16 protein-coding genes are annotated in these 19,324 nt (G+C 38.9%); 8 read left to right on the forward strand and 8 right to left on the reverse strand.

Annotation, left to right across the window (positions count from 1 at the left end):
• Positions 1-23 precede the first annotated feature (23 nt).
• The 4 genes from pheS to nth form a co-directional block, all read right to left on the reverse strand.
• A complete protein-coding gene (gene pheS, locus CER18_RS00655) occupies positions 24-1,100 on the reverse strand; it encodes a phenylalanine--tRNA ligase subunit alpha (RefSeq protein ID WP_100128188.1) in 1,077 nt (358 codons plus the stop codon).
• A 95-nt stretch (positions 1,101-1,195) separates the two neighbouring features.
• A complete protein-coding gene (gene rplT / locus CER18_RS00660; protein ID WP_100128189.1) occupies positions 1,196-1,597 on the reverse strand; it encodes a 50S ribosomal protein L20 in 402 nt (133 codons plus the stop codon).
• A 33-nt stretch (positions 1,598-1,630) separates the two neighbouring features.
• The gene (gene rpmI / locus CER18_RS00665; protein WP_100128190.1) at positions 1,631-1,834 is read right to left on the reverse strand and encodes a 50S ribosomal protein L35; all 204 of its coding nucleotides are present in this window, start codon (positions 1,832-1,834) and stop codon (positions 1,631-1,633) included.
• 156 nt (positions 1,835-1,990) lie between these two features.
• Positions 1,991-2,701 (reverse strand): endonuclease III, encoded by a 711-nt coding sequence (nth, locus tag CER18_RS00670; RefSeq protein WP_245410021.1) that lies wholly within the window; start codon positions 2,699-2,701, stop codon positions 1,991-1,993.
• A gap of 171 nt (positions 2,702-2,872) precedes the next feature.
• On the opposite strand from nth, the gene CER18_RS00675 reads away from it, so the two are divergent.
• The 3 genes from CER18_RS00675 to ilvD all read left to right on the forward strand — a co-directional run bounded on the left by CER18_RS00675 (position 2,873) and on the right by ilvD (position 6,537).
• Positions 2,873-3,301: an Hsp20 family protein gene (locus tag CER18_RS00675; RefSeq protein ID WP_100128191.1), complete on the forward strand. Its 429-nt coding sequence runs from the start codon at positions 2,873-2,875 to the stop codon at positions 3,299-3,301.
• Positions 3,302-3,327: 26 nt separating this feature from the next.
• Complete coding sequence (locus CER18_RS00680) at positions 3,328-3,579, forward strand: DUF1150 family protein (protein WP_100128192.1); 252 nt, start codon at positions 3,328-3,330, stop codon at positions 3,577-3,579.
• 1,119 nt (positions 3,580-4,698) lie between these two features.
• Positions 4,699-6,537 carry a dihydroxy-acid dehydratase gene (gene ilvD / locus CER18_RS00685; RefSeq protein WP_100128193.1) on the forward strand — a complete coding sequence of 613 codons (1,839 nt, stop codon included), beginning with the start codon at positions 4,699-4,701 and terminating at the stop codon, positions 6,535-6,537.
• Positions 6,538-7,245: 708 nt separating this feature from the next.
• Here ilvD and mutS read toward each other — a convergent pair.
• On the reverse strand, positions 7,246-9,990 hold the full coding sequence (mutS, locus tag CER18_RS00695; protein ID WP_100128195.1) for a DNA mismatch repair protein MutS: 2,745 nt from the start codon (positions 9,988-9,990) through the stop codon (positions 7,246-7,248).
• Positions 9,991-10,187: 197 nt separating this feature from the next.
• Here mutS and CER18_RS00700 point away from each other — a divergent pair, with 197 nt between their 5' ends.
• A complete protein-coding gene (locus CER18_RS00700) occupies positions 10,188-12,488 on the forward strand; it encodes an NADP-dependent malic enzyme (protein WP_100128196.1) in 2,301 nt (766 codons plus the stop codon).
• A 65-nt stretch (positions 12,489-12,553) separates the two neighbouring features.
• Here CER18_RS00700 and secB read toward each other — a convergent pair whose 3' ends face one another.
• Together secB and CER18_RS00710 are read right to left on the reverse strand one after the other, a co-directional pair.
• Positions 12,554-13,030, reverse strand: a complete 477-nt coding sequence (secB, locus tag CER18_RS00705; RefSeq protein ID WP_100128197.1) for a protein-export chaperone SecB — start codon at positions 13,028-13,030, stop codon at positions 12,554-12,556.
• A 146-nt stretch (positions 13,031-13,176) separates the two neighbouring features.
• Positions 13,177-13,671, reverse strand: a complete 495-nt coding sequence (locus CER18_RS00710) for an FxsA family protein (RefSeq protein ID WP_100128198.1) — start codon at positions 13,669-13,671, stop codon at positions 13,177-13,179.
• A gap of 169 nt (positions 13,672-13,840) precedes the next feature.
• Between CER18_RS00710 and CER18_RS00715 the strand changes: the two genes are divergently transcribed.
• Entirely contained in the window at positions 13,841-14,533 is a 693-nt protein-coding gene (locus CER18_RS00715) for a Tim44/TimA family putative adaptor protein (RefSeq protein WP_100128199.1), read from the forward strand.
• 47 nt (positions 14,534-14,580) lie between these two features.
• On the forward strand, positions 14,581-15,174 hold the full coding sequence (locus CER18_RS00720; RefSeq protein ID WP_100128200.1) for a Smr/MutS family protein: 594 nt from the start codon (positions 14,581-14,583) through the stop codon (positions 15,172-15,174).
• A gap of 960 nt (positions 15,175-16,134) precedes the next feature.
• Here the strand turns inward: CER18_RS00720 and CER18_RS00725 are convergent.
• Positions 16,135-16,668, reverse strand: coding sequence for a GcrA family cell cycle regulator (locus CER18_RS00725; protein WP_100128201.1), 534 nt, complete (start codon positions 16,666-16,668; stop codon positions 16,135-16,137).
• 484 nt (positions 16,669-17,152) lie between these two features.
• Between CER18_RS00725 and CER18_RS00730 the strand changes: the two genes are divergently transcribed.
• Entirely contained in the window at positions 17,153-18,367 is a 1,215-nt protein-coding gene (locus CER18_RS00730; RefSeq protein WP_100128202.1) for an aspartate aminotransferase family protein, read from the forward strand.
• Entirely contained in the window at positions 18,364-19,299 is a 936-nt protein-coding gene (gene argF, locus CER18_RS00735; RefSeq protein ID WP_100128203.1) for an ornithine carbamoyltransferase, read from the forward strand. Before CER18_RS00730 ends, argF begins: the two co-directional genes overlap by 4 nt.
• Positions 19,300-19,324 lie beyond the last annotated feature (25 nt).

Here is a 19,324-nt window from a genome sequence, read left to right on the forward strand (position 1 = left end):
GAAAGCGATGATAAGATCACACATTATCTATTAGGAAAAAAAGCAGGCATATCAAAGCAACGAAAGCCATAATGGTCTAACCAGCGCAGGTCAGCATCAAAAAAAGCCCGTAAATCAGGCATACCGTATTTCAACATGGCAATACGATCAATGCCCATTCCCCATGCAAAGCCTTGATATTCATCGGGATCTAAACCAACATTTTTTAACACATGAGGATGCACCATTCCGCATCCTAGAATTTCCAACCAATCCTGTCCTTCGCCAAACTTTACTTCTGAACCAGAACGATCACATTGAATATCCACTTCCATAGACGGTTCAGTAAAAGGGAAAAAAGAGGGACGAAAACGCATTTTTACCGAAGAAACTTCAAAAAATTCTTTACAAAAGGTTTCATGCAGCCACATCATGTGGGCAATGGTGGAGGTTTTATCAATGACAAGACCTTCAACCTGATGAAACATGGGCGAATGCGTTGCATCTGAATCCATGCGGTAAGTTTTTCCAGGAATAATGATCCGTATCGGCGCTTTTTGTTTTTCCAGCGTGCGAATTTGTACGGGTGATGTATGGGTCCGCAATAATTTGCGTTTTCCCATTTTATCAACATCAAAAAAGAAGGTGTCATGCATTTCACGTGCTGGATGCCCTTCAGGAAAATTCAATGCGGTAAAGTTATAATAATCTGTTTCAATATCTGGGCCCTCTGCAAGGGAAAAGCCCATTTTTGTATAAATGGCGATAATTTCTTCAATTACTTGTGAAATAGGATGAATACGCCCCCGTTCCATAGGCGAAGAGCGAACAGGCAAGGTAATATCAACCGTTTCATGAGAAAGGCGTGCATCCATTGTTTGTTTTTTTAGCAGATCACGCTTTTGTGTCCATAATTCTAAAATATGATTTTTTAATCCATTAAGGACTGGTCCAGCTTTTTGGCGCTCGCTAGCCTCCATTTTTCCTAATGCTTTTAATTTTTCAGAGATGCTTCCCTTTTTACCTAATGCTGCAATACGCACTGCTTCAAGTGCCTGTTCATCACTAGCGGCCTCTAAAGCTAAACAAATTTCTTGTTCCAGACGCTCAATATCGTTCATATTTTTGCCTATTTTTTTAATAAAGAAAAACCCGCACTCGCCATAGCCAGTACGGGACCTCGAATAAATAAACGCTTTAAGAGAACACGACTGGCTTACTTGACAGCGCCTTCAAAAGCATTAGGTGTTGTCTCTTTTAAATATTCTAAAGCTTTTTTTGCTGAAGCAACTAAAGCAGAAAATGCTTCCGCCTCATAGATTGCTATATCTGAAAGAACTTTACGATCAACTTCAATACCGGCTTTTGATAGACCATCAATAAAACGTCCATAAGTTAAACCTTCTGCACGAACAGCCGCATTAATTCTCTGAATCCACAAAGCACGGAAAGTACGTTTTCTATTTTTGCGATCACGATAAGCATACTGTTTTGAACGATCAACGGCTGCCTTAGCTGCACGAATGGTATTTTTACGACGACCGTAAAAACCTTCAGCTTGTTTTAGAACTTTTTTGTGCTTAGCGTGCGCTGTCACACCTCTTTTCACACGTGCCATATTATATTCTCCTCAAAATCAAAAGCGTAAGGTTTAAAGACCATTTGGCAAATAATGCTGAACAACTTTTTTGGCATCTTGTTCACACAAAACCATCGTTCCACGCGCATCACGAATAAATTTATTCGAACGCTTAATCATGCCATGGCGCTTACCAGCAGCTGCTACTTTAATTTTGCCTGACGCAGTGATTTTAAACCGCTTTTTAGCGGATGATTTGGTCTTCATCTTGGGCATTTTGCTACTCCATACATTAATTGATTCAATCAAACATCCTATCTATTCAAGCGGACCAACGCTTGAATAAGCATTTAAGCAGCCACGGCATGCCCTGCCGGGCGGCTCTCCAAAAATGCTTTCATAAGCTAGTCTATACAAAATAGCAAGAGCGTATTACAAAAAAATCGGCGCTCCATTGCCTTGAATTTCAACCAAAGGTGCCGGAATAGCATTTGTTTTGCTTGCGGCTTTACATAAGTCGGCAATAATACATTGCGTACATTGTGCTTTACGTGCTTGACAAATATAGCGTCCATGTAAAATAAGCCAATGATGTGCATGACGAAGATAGTGAACCGGTATAATTTTTAATAATTTTTTCTCAACAATCTCTGGTGTTTTTCCAGGTGCCAAACCAAGGCGATTGCTTAAGCGAAAAATGTGGGTATCAACCGCCAATGTAGGCTGACAAAAGGCAATATTTAAGACAACATTCGCTGTTTTGCGTCCCACGCCTGGAAGGGCCATAAGTGCTTCACGCTTATCAGGGACTTGACCGCCATATTGATCAATTAAACAGTTAGAAAGTGCATAAACATTGTGTGCTTTTGCACGCCAAAGACCAATCGAACGGATATGATGCGCGATTTCTTCTTCTCCTAATGCAACCATTTTTTCCGGTTGATCAGCAAGGCGAAAGAGTTCTTTTGTCGCTTTATTAACGCTTACATCTGTCGCTTGAGCTGAAAGAACAACGGCAACCAAAAGCGTAAAAGTATTTATATAGTTAAGATCACTCCTAGGGGTTGGGCGTTGCACAGAAAAACGGCGAAATATTTCTGCAATTTCATCTTCATGATAGAATATACCAGATAAATTTCGCATCTTTGACACATTTATGGTATTTCGAGGTATTTTTATGTTACTTTGAGGCATTGAAATCTCTTAATCTTCTCTCTTGAAGTTGTCATTCGTGCTCGCCATATGAGAAGAATGCAGCGAACACTTCATATAGAGTTTGGTCAAGTAAAGTCGCTTTAAAGAGGATACTCATGAATGACTGTGACACCTTTCTCCAATCCTTTTCTTTTAGGATTTGAAACTGTAGAAAAAATATTACAACGTATCGGTAAAGCTGATGAGGCTTACCCAGCCTATAATATTGAACGTTTACATAAAAACGATGATGCAAATCATATCCGGATAACTTTGGCTGTTGCTGGATTTAAGATTAATCATCTTAATATTTTGCTCGATGATAATCAATTGGTTATTCATGGTAAACAAACAGACAATCAAAATCATCAATATTTATATCGCGGTATAGCCGCGCGACAATTCCAGCGGACCTTTGTTCTCGCGGAAGGGATGCACGTCACAAATGCCGAGTTGAAAAATGGTCTTTTATCAATTAATCTGTATAAACCAAAATTAAAAAAAGAAATAAAACAGATTCCAATTAAAGTCAGTAGTGGTGAGTCATAAAAGTTAAGGCGTAAAGGAACAGTGAAATGGGAGAACATAAACAAAACTTGTCGTTTCAGAATACGTCCTACTCTGATACGGGACAAATTGCCTATTTAAAAAAGGTTTGTACGGATGATTTGGCTAAAAATTTTCCAGATCTTCCCCCCATGACCCCAGGCATTACCGTATGGGCACTTTTTGGTGAAACAGGTTATCCTATCATTTTATCCGATGAACGCTCTATTGCCCTTGCTGGAGCCAATGAGCATGAGCTCCGAATTGTAACTCTGCACTAGATTGCGCTTTACGAGAAAGAACTTAAGCTCTTTATAAATTCTATCCGTTTTTTCTCAATTAAAGGGTATTAAGCTGTTTAGCGGTGTTGTTGGATTTTTTCCTTCTTTTGTTGGTGAGGGGAGGCGCTGTTTTGGTATCGTGCAGAGGAAAACTAAAAGGATTGGCATCCTTCTGCAATTTGCGTTATCACTCAATAAAATATTGATGAATATTCATAATTATTTTTTTCAATTGGAATGAGAATCCCGAGAATCATGAAATTTTTTCGTTTAAAGTTCTCTTATATTGAACAATTTAAATTACTTGTTTGTTGGTTATAAGCAGAGTTTGCGTGTAGGTAAAAATACGTGAAGAAAGGAATACTCCTCGTATGAATTGTCTTAATTGCCAAGGACTTTTGCAATATTGGGGATGAGTAAAATGTATGATTTTTCCAAATTTTTCTTTACATGAGTGTAAAGGTAGTGGTGCTCTATAAGTTTTATTTATTTATGGGGCTTTTATACTACTCACGGGCTTGGTGATGAAACAGGCCAGAGCGTATTGAGGGATACTTCTTTAAAACGAGTGCGTGAATTGGTAGGACAAGTGTATTTTGTTAGCTATTCTGTTCTTCGTGAGGGATGTGGCTTTATTGAAGAATGTGAAAAATAAAAGCATGAGACAATGTGTCATCATTATTTAAGATATTGCTATGGATGCTTTTGAAAGGCGTAAAGCTGAAATGTAAGGAGATGGTAAGTTTTTATACCATTAGGTTTTCATATTCTTTACCAATAAGGCTGTTTTCTTGTTTCAGAAATTATGCAAACAGATTGGTGCAATATACTCACTAAATCTGGCGTGTAAAAAATCTGGAACAGTTTGTGTTGTACTGAATTGTTTTGATATTTGTCTCAAACGTGCAGTTGTGTTTGGATTATATATTGATGAACAGGTAATAAAAAAATAAATCTTTATTACTTTATGAGAAAGTTTATACAGTACTTCTTTTAATTTTTGTGCTTCAAAAGCCTCAATACAAGGTATTTTTCTCTTTTGAATATTAAAGCTCTTGTTTTTAGAGTGAAGTTACAGCACAACAAGTAAAATGGAATTATTTGAGGGGAAAAAAAATAATGCCTTCTTACCGTTCAAGAATATCGACACACGGGCGTAATATGGCAGGAGCTCGCGGTCTTTGGCGTGCAACAGGGATGAAAGATACGGATTTTGGTAAACCCATTATTGCGATTGCGAATTCTTTTACACAATTTGTACCAGGGCATGTGCATTTAAAAGATCTTGGACAATTGGTTGCACAACAGATAGAAATTGCCGGAGGTGTTGCAAAAGAGTTTAACACCATTGCTGTCGATGATGGAATTGCAATGGGGCACGATGGAATGCTTTATTCTTTGCCCTCACGTGAAATTATTGCTGATTCTGTAGAGTATATGGTCAACGCTCATTGTGCGGATGCTCTTGTCTGTATTTCTAATTGTGACAAAATTACTCCTGGAATGTTAATGGCTGCTTTACGGTTGAATATTCCAACAATCTTTGTTTCAGGCGGTCCTATGGAAGCCGGTAAGATTAAATGGAAAGATCAAGATTTAAGGGTTGATTTGGTTGATGCTATGGTCGCCGCTGCTTCAGAACACAATTCAGAAGAAGAGGTTGCTGAAATGGAGCGTGCTGCTTGTCCTACATGTGGTTCTTGTTCAGGAATGTTTACGGCCAATTCTATGAACTGCTTAACGGAAGCCTTAGGGCTTTCGCTTCCCGGAAATGGATCAGTGCTCGCAACACATAGAGATCGGCAGATGCTTTTTGAAGAAGCTGGAAGGCAGATTGTTGCATTGGTCAAGCGTTATTATGAAAAAGATGATGAAACAGTTTTGCCACGCTCTATTGCTTCACGCAAGGCTTTTGAAAATGCCATGACCGTTGATATTGCCATGGGGGGATCAACCAATACAGTACTGCATCTTTTAGCAGTGGCGCAGGAAGGTGAGGTGGATTTTACCATGACGGATATCGATCATCTTTCACGTCGTGTTCCGGTTTTATGCAAGGTTGCTCCTGCTGTTGCGAATGTCCATATGGAAGATGTTCATCGCGCAGGTGGTATTATGGGGCTTTTAGGTGAACTAGATGCGGCGGGACTCATTGATACATCAACTTATACGGTTCACGCAAAAACGATGAAAGAAGCTCTTGATCTTTGGGATATAAAACAGACCAATGAACCAACAGTTTGTGCATTTTATCGTGCTGCTCCAGGGGGGATTCCAACACAGAGAGCTTTTAGCCAATCTTGTCGCTATGAGACTCTTGATCTTGATCGTGAAAAAGGTGTGATTCGTGATAAGGAACATGCCTATTCACAAGATGGAGGATTGGCAGTTCTTTATGGAAATCTCGCTAAAGATGGCTGTATTGTAAAAACAGCGGGTGTTGATCAATCAATTTTGTCCTTTAAAGGTCCAGCAAGAATTTTTGAAAGTCAAGATTCAGCTGTCTCAGCTATATTAACGGATAAAATTAAAATAGGTGAAATTGTTTTAATCCGTTATGAAGGACCACGGGGGGGACCTGGAATGCAAGAAATGCTTTATCCTACCAGTTATCTCAAATCTAAAGGATTGGGCAAGGTTTGTGCACTTGTTACAGATGGACGTTTTTCAGGGGGTAGCTCAGGGCTCTCGATAGGACATGTTTCACCAGAAGCGGCTGAAGGAGGAGAAATTGCGTTGGTGGAAGAAGGGGATATCATAGAAATTGATATTCCAAATCGTAGCATTCATATATTGGTTGATGACGTTGAGATGAAGCAGCGTCGTGCTAAAATGGAAGCAAAAGGAAAAGGCGCTTGGCAACCCGTTGAGAAGCGTCAGCGTAAAGTTTCCAAGGCTCTCAAAGCCTATGCTGCGATGACAACATCAGCTGCAAAGGGTGCAGTTCGTAATATTTGACGAGTGAAGGGTGCGTCTTATAAAAAGAGAAGGGGCTCCGATTTTTTGCACGATATGCTAAGCAGATCGTTCTCTGAGTTTACGAATATATCATATGATCGGCAATCAAGGGAAAGCTTCTAGAATCTGGACTGTTTTCAAATCAGATTCGAGTGAAAATCTTCATTTTTTGAGATGCGGGAAGGAGTTCAAAGGCCTTTTAAGAAAATCAAAAGCAGCAGAATTCACTTATACAACCTATTTAAAAACAGTAAAAGAGCTCTTTATCGTTTAAAATGTGAAGAAAATGGACGACCCATTATTTATGAATTTATCATGCAAAAGTGGGTGGTATTCCAAAACAGACAGCTTTAAACCAAAGCAGCTTTTATGATAAAAATAATTACGATAACAATAATATTGATCGTAAAAAAGTATGATTCATTAAACATGTTTATTCGCAGGAGAGAGAAAATTTCATAATAATCTTTGCAAAAAATGACTGTTTTGTAAAAAGCGTCAATATTGATTAATTTTTTTGTATAAGAGCTAATCTTCAGCTAAGGAAATATGAGAATGCGTCTGATTTTTTCTTTTGATGCTTATCAAAATATGTTGTGCAGAAAAGGAATGAGGATACAGTAAATAACAGTTTCATGCTGGAACATATCAAAAAGGGAACTTTAATTTCTTATTCAGAAAGCTTTTTAATAAGAAAGCATCTGTTTTCTATAGATCGTTATTCTTTTCGAGCTGTTTGAGTTGATAAATTGCTTCTAAAGCTTGCTTAGGGGAGAGCTCATCGGGGTGAATATTTTTTAAAGCTTCGTGAAGTGCATCATGTTTGTTTCTCTCCTCGTTGAGGGGCGAGGTTGCTTTAAGAGAAAAGAGTGGTAAATCATCAATAAGTTTATGTCCTTTTCCAGCCATTTCGCCTTGTTCTAGTTGATGGAGGACATCTGTTGCTCGTGTAATAACGGCTGGAGGAAGGCCAGCAAGCTTTGCAACTTGTACACCATAGGATCGATCAGCGGCTCCTGGTGTGACCTCATGAAGAAAAACCACATTACCATCCCAATTTTTGACTTTCATGGTGACATTATGCAGTCTGTCAAGTTTTTCGGTAAGAGCAGTCATTTCATGAAAATGGGTAGCAAGAATAGCACGACAATGGTTAACTTCATGGAGATATTCAACGGCTGCCCAAGCAATAGAAAGTCCGTCAAAAGTTGATGTTCCACGTCCTATTTCATCGAGAATAACAAGAGAATGGTGACTTGCATGATTGAGAATCGTTGCTGTTTCAACCATTTCCATCATAAAGGTTGAGCGCCCCCGTGCAAGATCATCGGAAGCACCGACACGACTAAACAGGCGATCAACGACGCCAATATGTGCTGAAGTTGCTGGAACAAAGGATCCCATTTGCGCCATAATAGCAATGAGAGCATTTTGCCGCAAAAAAGTTGATTTTCCTCCCATATTAGGCCCTGTCAAAAGCCAGATTGCTGCATATTGCTGATTTTCTTGCACAGAGAGATCACAATTATTGGCAACAAAGGGTTCTGCTGCTTGTTTTCGGAGTGCTTGCTCAACAACAGGATGGCGTCCTGCGGTAATATGAAAGGTCAGTGAATGATCAATTTTAGGGCGGCAATATCCTTGCTCTTCAGCAAGATGTGCTAAAGCGACAGAAACATCTAAAATAGCAAGTGCTTCAGCGGCTTTACGAATAAAATCAACTTGTTCAATAATTTCCTGAACAAGAGTATCAAAAATCTCCAGTTCAAGTGTCAAGGCGTGGTTGGCAGCATGGGCAATGCGACTTTCAAGATCAGCAAGCTCTGTTGTCGTAAAACGCATAGCGTTTGCCATTGTTTGCCGATGAATAAAACGTGCTTTGGCTTGTGGGCTATTGGTAAGTGCAGCTGCTTGTATATTGGTGACTTCAATGAAATAGCCTAGAATATTATTATGCTTTATTTTTAGCGTCTTAATATCTGTTTCTTGGGCATATTGTGCTTGAAGCTCAGCAATGACACGGCGTGATTCGTCTCGTAAAGAACGCATTTCATCGAGTTCTTGATGATAATTGGAACGAATAAAACCACCATCACGTTTAAGCAGAGGGAGATCATCGGCCAATGCTTGGTCTAAATGGCAATGTAAAGCAACGGGTAGATTTGAAAACACCTGTTGTATATCACTTATTTCTTGAGGCAGAAGCTCATTATTAAGAAGCTGATGAATTTCACGAATGATTTCAAAGCCACGCTGAATTGTTGCCATATCACGAGGACCTCCCCGTCCAAGAGCGAGACGTGAAACAGCGCGGGGCATATCTGGTCCCCCTTTTAAAGTGAGCTTTATCGCTTCTGCAAGCGAAGGATTACGGAGAAAAAAATCGATAGAATCCAAACGCGTATCAATCGCTGAAGGGGTGGTAAGAGGAGCAATAAGGCGATCGATGAGAAGACGAGAGCCTCCTCCTGTTACAGTGCGATCAATAGCTTTTAATAAGCTTCCATCCCGTTGACCTGATGTCGTTCGAATAAGCTCAAGGCTTAGTCTGGTTGCAGCATCAATAAAAAGGGTAGCACTTTCATTTTGGCGCTCAGGTTGCATGAGGGGAGGACGATGCGTGATTTGTGTTTTTTCGATATAACGAATAGCCGCCACGATGGCAGAGAGTTCACAGCGTGAATAATCGGCAACACCTTCAAGCGTTGAAAGTTTGAAATAAGCGCAAATATCGCGTTCAGCGGTGAGGGTATCAAAGAGACAAGCCGGTTGAGGTGAAACGATACGATCAAGAACATTAAAAAGTGATTTGTGCGATTTATCATAAAAAAAAGAATCAGCGACAATGATTTCTTGCGGATCCACGCGCATAATATCTGCTAAAAGTTTTTCTTGGCGACTTTCTGTTACACGAAATATGCCTGTGGAGATATCAATCCAAGAAAGGGCAAATTCTTCTCCATCGCCGGTTTTTATACGGGAAAGTGTCATCAAATAATTTGCGCGTGTTGGATCAAGGAGTTTTTCTTCTGTTATTGTTCCAGGGGTTACAAGGCGCACAACATCCCGCCGAACAACAGATTTTGAGCCTCGTTTTTTTGCTTCAGCAGGATCTTCTGTTTGTTCACAAACAGCAACGCGATAACCACAAGCAATCAGTTTTTGCAAATAATCGTCTGCGGCATGAACGGGGACACCACACATAGGGATATCTTTCCCTAAATGTTTTCCGCGTGCTGTGAGTGTGATTCCTAAAGCCTGAGCAGCTTCAATTGCATCATTAAAAAACAATTCATAAAAATCCCCCATTCGGTAAAAAAGAAGGGAATCATGATGGACGGCTTTGATTTCTATATATTGCTCCATCATAGGTGTAAGACGTTCTTGAGAAGAAGTAGATGAGGAGGCAGGCTGTGGAATTAAATTATTTTGATGGTCGTTTTTTTTATCCATTTTTACGTGGCCTGTTCCCGTTCAGTGAAGTTTTTACTCTTTTTTTGTTTACTTCGATATTTATTTATCTCTAAATTGAAACACATCATCAGATTTGCTAAGGCAAAGAATAGCGATTTTTAACATATGAATCAAACTTAACGACTATATGCATTATCAAGCAAAATTTACACTGTTTTTGGAGAAAATAAAGTGAGATGAAAAAGAGCGAGCAGGATCAAAAAACACCTCAGATGATTTATAGTGCGAGCGAACGAGAAGCTCTAGATTTTCATAGTCGTGGTCGACCAGGAAAGCTTGAGATTGTTGCAACAAAGTCTATGGCAACACAGGATGATTTAGCGCTTGCTTATTCACCAGGTGTTGCTGTTCCAGTTAAGGCAATTGCTCAAAATCCGGCACTTGCTTATGATTATACAGCAAAAGGTAATCTTGTTGCTGTTATTTCAAATGGTACAGCTATCTTAGGGTTAGGCAATTTAGGTGCCCTTGCCTCTAAACCGGTTATGGAAGGCAAAGCAGTACTCTTTAAGCGTTTTGCGGATATTGATTCCATTGATTTAGAAATTGATATCAACGATACGGAAAGCTTTATCAATTTGGTGCGTCATTTAGAACCTTCTTTTGGTGGAATCAATCTTGAAGACATTAAGGCGCCTGAATGTTTTATGATTGAAAGTCGCCTGCGTGAGGTGATGAAAATTCCTGTTTTTCACGATGATCAACATGGTACAGCAATCATTGTGGCTGCTGGTGTTCTCAATGCTTTGACTTTAACAGGACGCGATATGCAAAATACGCGGTTAGTCTGTAATGGTGCTGGTTCTGCTGGGATTGCTTGTATTGAACTGATTAAAGCGATGGGCTTCCGTTCTGAAAATATCATATTATGTGATACAAAGGGTGTGGTTTATGAAGGTCGTAAAGAGGGAATGAATCAGTGGAAATCGGCGCATGCTGTTCGAACGGATAAACGTACGCTTATGGAAGCAATGGAAGGGGCAGATATATTTTTCGGGGTTTCTGCTAAAGGTGCACTGACCCCTGAAATGGTAAAATCTATGGCACCACAGCCAATTATTTTTGCTATGGCTAATCCTGATCCAGAAATTACACCGGAAGAGGTTTTACAAGTGCGTCAGGATGCCATTGTCGCAACAGGGCGTTCCGATTATCCAAATCAGATTAATAATGTTCTCTGTTTCCCTTATATATTTCGTGGTGCACTTGATGTGCGTGCAACGGTTATTAATGAAGACATGAAAATTGCTGCGGCAAGGGCTCTTGCCGATTTAGCGCATGAGGAAGTTCCTGACAGCGTTGCAGAAGCCTATCGCGGAAAGCGATTAAAATTTGGTCCTGATTATATCATCCCTGTTCCTTTTGATCCGCGTTTATTCACGGTTGTTTCAAGCGCGGTAGCAAAAGCAGCAATAGAAAGCGGTGTTGCGCAAAAGAACATAGATGATTTAGAGGCCTATAAGCGCGATTTGAGTGCGAGACGTGATCCTATTTCTTCGATGATGCGAGGGGTTTATCACCATGTTCGTCAAGCACCAAAACAAATTGTCTTTGCAGAAGGTGAAGAAGAACAAGTCATGCGGGCTGCTGTTTCCTATGTTCACCAAAAATTAGGACAAGCGATTTTGGTTGGTCGTGAAGAGCAAGTAAGAGAAACGGCTGTTATCGCGGGAATTGATCTAGAGCGTGAAGGTATCTCACTGGTGAATGCCAAGCTTTCCCATCGTACAGATGCTTATGCAAATTATCTTTATAAAAAGATGCAGCGTCAAGGCTGGCTGTTGCGTGATTGTCATCGCCGTATCAATAATGATCGAAATTATTTTGCTGCGTGTATGGTGGCACTAGGAGATGCTGATGCAATGGTTACAGGGGTGACACGCAATTATGAAACAGCCCTAGTTGATATCCGTCGGGCAATTGATGAAAAACCAAAAGAACGATTGATTGGTATTTCAATGGCTATTTGTCGTGGCCGAACTGTATTTATTGCGGATACTGCTGTTTATGAAAATCCTAATGCTGAAGAGCTTGCGGATATAGCAGAACAAACGGCTTCGTTTGTGCATGGATTTGGATATCAACCAAAGGTTGCATTCTTGGCGTTTTCTACATTTGGTTATATGAAAGGAAAGGTTACACAGCAAATTCAGGATGCGATTAATATTTTGCATGAGCGTAAAGTTGATTTTGAGTTTGATGGAGAAATGAGTGCTGATGTAGCGCTTAATTCCAAATTGATGCAGCAATATCCATTTATGGGATTAACAGAGCCCGCTAACATTTTGGTTATGCCTGGATATCACGCGTCTTCCATTGCGAGCAAAATGTTACAAGAACTTGGTGAAGCAACCATTATTGGTCCTATTTTAATTGGATTGGAAAAATCTGTACAAATTGTACCGTTTAGTGGAAGTGACACAGACGTTGTCAATATTGCAATGCTTGCAGCTTATCATGCGGCAAAAGTTATCTAAAGGAAAAAAGCCCCTCATAGATCATAATATATCAAGGGGCTTTATGATAGCAAAAGAATAAATTTTTAAGATGGCTGTATTTGATTGTCTTTTTGTTCTTCAGCGAGACGCTTCTGGAAGAGGGCTGCAAAATCGATAGGATCAATCCATAAAGGTGGAAAACCACCATTTTGAGTAGCATCAGATATAATTTGGCGAGCAAATGGAAATAAAAGACGGGGACATTCAATAAAGACCAGTGGCATAACATGTTCTTGTGGAATGTTTTTAAGGTGGAAAACACCACCGTAAATCAGTTCTACATGAAATAAGGTTTCAGTGTCATCATTGGCTTTGACGGAGAGAGACAAGACGACATCATAATTGTCATCTCCAATTGGGTTAGCATTGACATTAATATTGATATCAATTTGTGGTGATTTTTCACGCGCACGTAATGAATGAGGAGCACCTGGGTTTTCGAATGATAAATCTTTTAAATATTGCGTTAATACAGCAAAAACCGGCTCTCCACCACTGTTGTTCATTTCACCTTCGGCCATACGACGAACCTCTCTCATTATAATTATATATATTTATTTTAGATCTAAAGATCAAATTGGTTATCATGCCTTGCAAAAGGTTGCAAGGAACGCGCTCTTTAATCTTGATTATTTTTTTCGGTCATTACAGATTTTTTTAGGCAAATTCATTGGTTATCATCATTTTTGCGCCATGGAGATTCTGTTATATCATGAATTTTGTAATCTTCAGCATTAAGATCAATTATTTTTTCAGAGTCATTTTGTCTTTTCGTATTAGGTTTCATGGTGTTTTTTAATGATGTAAAGAAACGCCAAGCAACAGAGCGGATGGGTTTAATAAGAAGTAATATTCCCAAGAGATCAGTTACAAAGCCAGGAAGAATAAGTAAAATCGCACTAAACATGATGCAAGCATCATGAATAATATTGTTTTCTAATGTGCGTCCTTGGATAAGTTCACTTTGTATGTTTTTTAAAAGGCTAAACCCTTGAATTCGCAATAAAACAACCCCAACTACAGTTGTGAGCACAACCAAACTTAAAGTTGCCAAAATGCCAATTTCTTGACCAACAAAGATAAAACCAGCAATCTCAATTAAAAGAATACAGAGAAATATAACGATAAAAAAACGAGGATTTATAGAATAAAGTTTTATCACATGAAAATTTCCTTCTGGATGAGGAGGGGAGAAATTCTTAAGAGTATTCCTTATATAAAATTTATAAAAATATTTGAATGGTAGGATTCCCTATTTTACATATTTATTGATAAATGATATTGACTGCAATGTTTATTACAGACTTAAGCTTTGGAGATTGACAGCGCCCATGGAATTTGACGTTATACTTGTCATCGCTCTTGTTGTTATGGTTGTTATTTTTGTGCAACTCCGCAGTGTATTAGGGAAGCGAATTGGGTTTGAAAAGCCTCCCTTTGATCCTTATTCACGTCGCTCTAAAAAACAAGCTGATGCAGAAACGACAGATAATATTGTTTCGTTCCCTCATCAAAAAAATTCACAAAAAGGCGATTTTAGGGAAATTGATGAGATTGCACCAGAGGGAAGTATTTTGAATAAAAATTTGCGCGCATTGCGTAGGATTGATCCTCATTTTTCTCCTCAACTTTTTATAAAAGGTGCGCAAATTGCTTATGAGATGATTGTAACAGCTTTTGCCAAAGGTGATCGCAGTCAACTTAAAAGCTTGCTTTGTCAGGGCGTTTTTGAGAGTTTTTGTTCTGCTATTGAGCAACGCGAAAAAAACAAAGAAAAAATAGAGTTTACTTTTGTTGGAATTAATAAAATCGAGTTTGTCGCTGCGGCAATACAAGAAAAGGACGAAATTTTAACGATACGTATTATCAGCGAGATGATTTCTGTTACTTATAATGAACAGGGCGAGCGTATAGATGGTGATCCCGATGCGATTGTGGAAATTAGAGATATTTGGACGTTTGTTCGCAATAGCCTATCGCCGGATCCAAACTGGAAGCTTTTTGCTACAGAAGATGAAAATTAAAGTACTTTTTTCTTTCATAAGTACTCAATGATTTATGAGAAATTGAAATGTCCTCAAGTGAATGGAGACAAAAAAGAAGTTTATTGGCTTCACGAGATCGCCTTTTATGGGAGATGGTTTGTCGTACGACAACACCGCTTCATGGTAAGAGGCTCTCTTCTATTTCAGAAGCGATTCCAAATATTAATGATAAAAAACAGAGCATAACTCAAATCTCTCCAGTTTCTCAGGAAAATCAACAACATTTGACAATTATTAAAAAAGAGAAGAGAGCAGTTACACAAGCACATAAAATTCATTTCTTTGATCGTGTTGCACATCGTAAAATTTCCCAAGGTCGTTATCCTATTGAGGCGCGTCTTGATCTTCACGGTTATATGCAGGAAGAGGCTTATTTTTTCTTAAAAAAATTTTTACAATCTTCTCAGCAGAATGGTTTGCGTTATGTTCTTGTGATTACAGGAAAAGGCCGATCCATTGGGAGTGATGGGGCGTTGTATAGATTTGTTCCGTATTGGTTATCAACACCAGCTTTTCGGTATTATGTTCATGCATTTGAGCAAGCAGCGCGCCAGCATGGCGGTGAAGGTGCGCTTTATGTTTGGTTGCGTCGTTTTGTTGTGTCGGAAAAAGAAATATGATGCTATTTGTAGTCGTTTTAGGTTTAATATTGATTTCAAAAAATATCGTATATTATTGATCATCAAAGGATATGATAACATATTAATTTATAATTTCCGTCTATTGCATAAGAGCCTTGAATACACATTTCTTGTTCTCAATTTTTTATAAAGAACTAGTAAAGACTATTCGTCTTACACACTGCGCATTGCATCATGCTTTTTTGTTTATAGCGTGTCTTTTTGGATCACGCTCTTCACGTAAAACAAAACGCTGTCAAGTAGAATACACTTATGTTGCATATTCACGTGCTTATTTTAGAGAAATATCTCTTAATACTTTCAAGCATATTCCATGGCAGGACACAAAAAATAGTAATCTCCATAAAGTGTAAAAATTGATTATATTCCCATCTTTACGCCTAATAAAAGTGCAAGCCGGAAACATCACACCTTTGCTAGTCCTTAATATTGCGAAACCCTTGGCATTTGATAGGGGTTATAAGAGGTTCTTGTCTTTAAGTGTTTTTACTCTACATGGCTCCTTTCGCTTGTGACGTGTAAGCAAAAGATTTTGATTGATTCAATATAAGGGAGCTCAAAATGAGAAAGATATGTGTGAATTTCACTCAGGTTGCTAATTGATAAATTATTTTTATAAACCATGTCATTCCTCTATTAAGTATACGAAGAATAAAAACATGATAAATTGAGAAACTGCATTATACAAAAGATATTCCTATGAATAGTTTTAAAAGCAGTACAACTAAATTAAAGAGAATCATAAAAATAAATTAAGAACATGACCTAACATATAGCTGCACAATTGCACTAAAAAATACAATTTCGTTGAATATTTTCAGGAAGAAACGTTCTCATTCATTGAAAGTTTCATCAAATTTTTTATCTCATAAAGCTTTGATCATTGAAGTTTAATAATGAGACGCAAAAAGCGCCGAATCTGAAATGATATCGTGGGTCTTATATTCTTATTCGCCGTCTTTCAGATATTGGCTGAAACGCTAGCTTAGCATGAAAAGCACAGTAGGGGCTATTTTCATCAGAATCGGCGCCACAAAAATGGAAATCGGCTGATAAGGGATCGCCAACCGGCCATCTACATGTATTTTCACTCAATTGTAGCAGATTAAGTTGACGTGATATAGGTACCACTACATTAGATTTTGTAGACATATCAACTTCTTTTACTTCTTCTGCTACAAACTCTGTTTTTAAAGCTGTTTCTTCAACGTTGACAGATGATGTGCTTATTGGCGATACGGTGGATGTGTTGCGACGCGTACGTGGAGATGATGAGCTGCTTGCTGCAGGCGTTTTTTGCACACGCGCGCTTCCTGGTGCTGTTTTGCCACGCCCTGGCAACTTTAATCGATGCACTTTACCGATGACTGCATTTCTGCTGACACCACCTAATTGAGCAGCAATTTGACTTGCACTTAATCCTTCACTCCAAAGCTTCTTAAGAAGCTCAACGCGTTCACATGTCCAACCCATATCAGCACTCCATTTCAATTACACCACTGAGATGCTTCCCCTTTACATCTTCAAATGTTTCAATAATGTTTTCAATGCGCTGAATGAAAGAAATTTACACTCTAAGTGAGCATAAGAAAATCATCCAACCTGTGGAACTTACAAATCAAAACATATCATCTTGCTTAACTTAGTGTAAATTACAATATGCACTCACTCCATGACAAGAGTCTTTACCTCTTGAAGAGTTTATTTAGAATGTTTTCCCCAACTTGCAAATCAATTATAGGTTAAACGCTCACTTTTGTTTAAGGTTTTTCTCAAAAATTTTTACTTGTAGAACCTTCATTGACTTTTTTTCAATTGGTGTAATGATCCATTCCATAGGTATGGTCATTAATCGAGTGAAATGTTTAAAGCACTGTAACGAAATGTATCATGTTGTTTTATTTGTAGTGTTATTTTGCATATATATTGAAAAGGTTAAAATATAAAGGGAATTATAATGGGTGCCATCTCTATACAACCACTTTATGAATGCTTTGCACGACGAAATTTGCATTTTGAACAGGGGCATGGTGTATGGCTTATTTCCGATAAAGGAGAACGTTATCTTGATTTCACATCTGGCATTGCTGTTAATGCATTAGGGTATGCCCATCCTAAATTGGTTGATACGCTTAAAAGACAAGCTGAAAAACTTTGGCATGTTTCTAATCTTTTTCAGTCTCCTGAACAAACAGCTCTTGCCACGCGGCTTTGTGCAAATAGTTTTGCGGATAAGGTTTTTTTCTGCAATTCAGGTACTGAAGCATTGGAATGTGCCTTTAAAACGGCACGCCATTATTACTATGCTGCCGGTCATTCAGCGCGCATTGAAATAATTACTTTTGAAGGGGCATTTCATGGACGGACACTTGCAGCACTTGCTGCGACTGGGCATGAAAAATATCTTGAAGGCTTTGGTCCTAAAGTGGGTGGATTTATTCAAGTCCCTTTTTGTGATGAAAGCGCTTTGTGTAACACTATTAATAAAAATACAGCCGCTATTCTTATTGAACCCATTCAAGGAGAAGGAGGAATACGAACGGTTTCTCATGAATATTTAAGATTTTTGCGCAAAATCTGCGATGATAATGGCCTTTTGTTGATTTTTGATGAAGTCCAAACGGGCATGGGCCGAACAGGAAAGCTTTTTGCTTATGAATGGAGTGATGTCACACCTGATATTCTTACCCTCGCAAAAGGATTAGGAGGTGGATTTCCATTAGGCGCTTGCCTTGCAACGGATAAAGCTGCAAAAAGTATGATACCTGGAACTCATGGTTCAACCTTTGGAGGAAATCTTCTTGGGATGGCTGTAGGAAATAGTCTTCTTGATATCCTGTTAGAGCCAAGTTTTCTTAACCATGTTCAGCGCATGGGGGATAGACTGAAAAGCGGACTTTTGCATATTCTCAATGTCTATCCCGATATTATCTGTGCCGTTCAGGGGATGGGTCTTATGGTGGGCATCCAGTGTGTTGTTTCTGCAAATCTTGTCGTTAATGCTTTGGAAAATGAATATCTCTTAAGTGTTGCAGCCAACAACAACGTCGTGCGCTTATTGCCTCCTCTTATTATTAGGGAAGAAGAAATAGATGAAAGTTTGCATCGTATTGAAAAAGCAATAGCTTATCTTTCGCAGATCAATAAAGAAGGGAAAATATCATACACATGACAAAAGCTCTTCGTCATTTCACGGACTTATCGATTTTAACGCCAGCAATAGCACGCGCACTGATCGATTATGCAAAAATCCTTAAAGCATCTTTTAAAGCAGGGGAAAGTTCAAAACCTTTTATAGGTAAAACACTTGCGATGATTTTTGAAAAACCATCTACACGAACCCGTATTTCATTCGATATCGGTATGCGCCAGCTTGGGGGAGACACAATCATGCTCACAGGGGCAGAGATGCAGCTTGGTTATAGTGAAACCATAGCTGATACGGCACGCGTTTTATCCCGCTTTGTAGATATCGTGATATTGCGGACAACAAAACATCAACGTATGCTTGAATTAGCACAATATGCACAAATTCCTGTCATTAATGCCCTTACAGATGATACACATCCTTGCCAAATTCTAGCAGATATCTTAACCTATGAAGAGCATCGAGGGCCAATTACTGGAAAAATATTTGCATGGCTGGGGGATGGTAATAATGTGCTCCATTCCTTAATTGAAGCTGCAGCTCTTTTTAATTTTCATTTACGTGTTGCTACTCCAAAAGGTAGTGAACCACAAGAGCAGTTTATACATTGGGCACGTGAGCGGGGAGCACATCTTACGCTAACCCATAATCCTCAAAAAGCCGCTCAAGATGCTGATTGTATTATGACTGATACATGGGTTTCCATGGGACAAGAATTTCGTGCTCGCAGTCATTCCATTTTTCAGCCATATCAAGTCAATGAAGCTCTCATGAAATTAGCAAAACCTGATGCGCTTTTTATGCATTGTCTTCCAGCTCATCGTGGTGAAGAGGTTGTCGATATTGTGATTGATGGACCACATTCAGTCGTGTTCGATGAAGCTGAAAATCGTCTTCATGCTCAAAAAGCAATTCTTTCTTGGTGTTTACAAGATGCATTTTTCTCTCCACAATAGCCTACCTACAACAAATTATAATAAA

Source organism: Bartonella tribocorum (assembly GCF_002777915.1).
In the GTDB taxonomy this organism is placed as follows: Bacteria; Pseudomonadota; Alphaproteobacteria; order Rhizobiales; family Rhizobiaceae; genus Bartonella; species Bartonella tribocorum_A.

Coding starts and splice junctions, on each gene's coding strand:
- pheS (WP_100128188.1), bottom strand. CDS start 1,100: ATGAACGATATTGAGCGTCTGGAACAAGAAATTTGTTTAGCTTTAGAG.
- rplT (WP_100128189.1), bottom strand. CDS start 1,597: ATGGCACGTGTGAAAAGAGGTGTGACAGCGCACGCTAAGCACAAAAAA.
- rpmI (WP_100128190.1), bottom strand. CDS start 1,834: ATGCCCAAGATGAAGACCAAATCATCCGCTAAAAAGCGGTTTAAAATC.
- nth (WP_245410021.1), bottom strand. CDS start 2,701: ATGCGAAATTTATCTGGTATATTCTATCATGAAGATGAAATTGCAGAA.
- CER18_RS00675 (WP_100128191.1), top strand. CDS start 2,873: ATGACTGTGACACCTTTCTCCAATCCTTTTCTTTTAGGATTTGAAACT.
- CER18_RS00680 (WP_100128192.1), top strand. CDS start 3,328: ATGGGAGAACATAAACAAAACTTGTCGTTTCAGAATACGTCCTACTCT.
- ilvD (WP_100128193.1), top strand. CDS start 4,699: ATGCCTTCTTACCGTTCAAGAATATCGACACACGGGCGTAATATGGCA.
- mutS (WP_100128195.1), bottom strand. CDS start 9,990: ATGGATAAAAAAAACGACCATCAAAATAATTTAATTCCACAGCCTGCC.
- CER18_RS00700 (WP_100128196.1), top strand. CDS start 10,188: ATGAAAAAGAGCGAGCAGGATCAAAAAACACCTCAGATGATTTATAGT.
- secB (WP_100128197.1), bottom strand. CDS start 13,030: ATGGCCGAAGGTGAAATGAACAACAGTGGTGGAGAGCCGGTTTTTGCT.
- CER18_RS00715 (WP_100128199.1), top strand. CDS start 13,841: ATGGAATTTGACGTTATACTTGTCATCGCTCTTGTTGTTATGGTTGTT.
- CER18_RS00720 (WP_100128200.1), top strand. CDS start 14,581: ATGTCCTCAAGTGAATGGAGACAAAAAAGAAGTTTATTGGCTTCACGA.
- CER18_RS00725 (WP_100128201.1), bottom strand. CDS start 16,668: ATGGGTTGGACATGTGAACGCGTTGAGCTTCTTAAGAAGCTTTGGAGT.
- CER18_RS00730 (WP_100128202.1), top strand. CDS start 17,153: ATGGGTGCCATCTCTATACAACCACTTTATGAATGCTTTGCACGACGA.
- argF (WP_100128203.1), top strand. CDS start 18,364: ATGACAAAAGCTCTTCGTCATTTCACGGACTTATCGATTTTAACGCCA.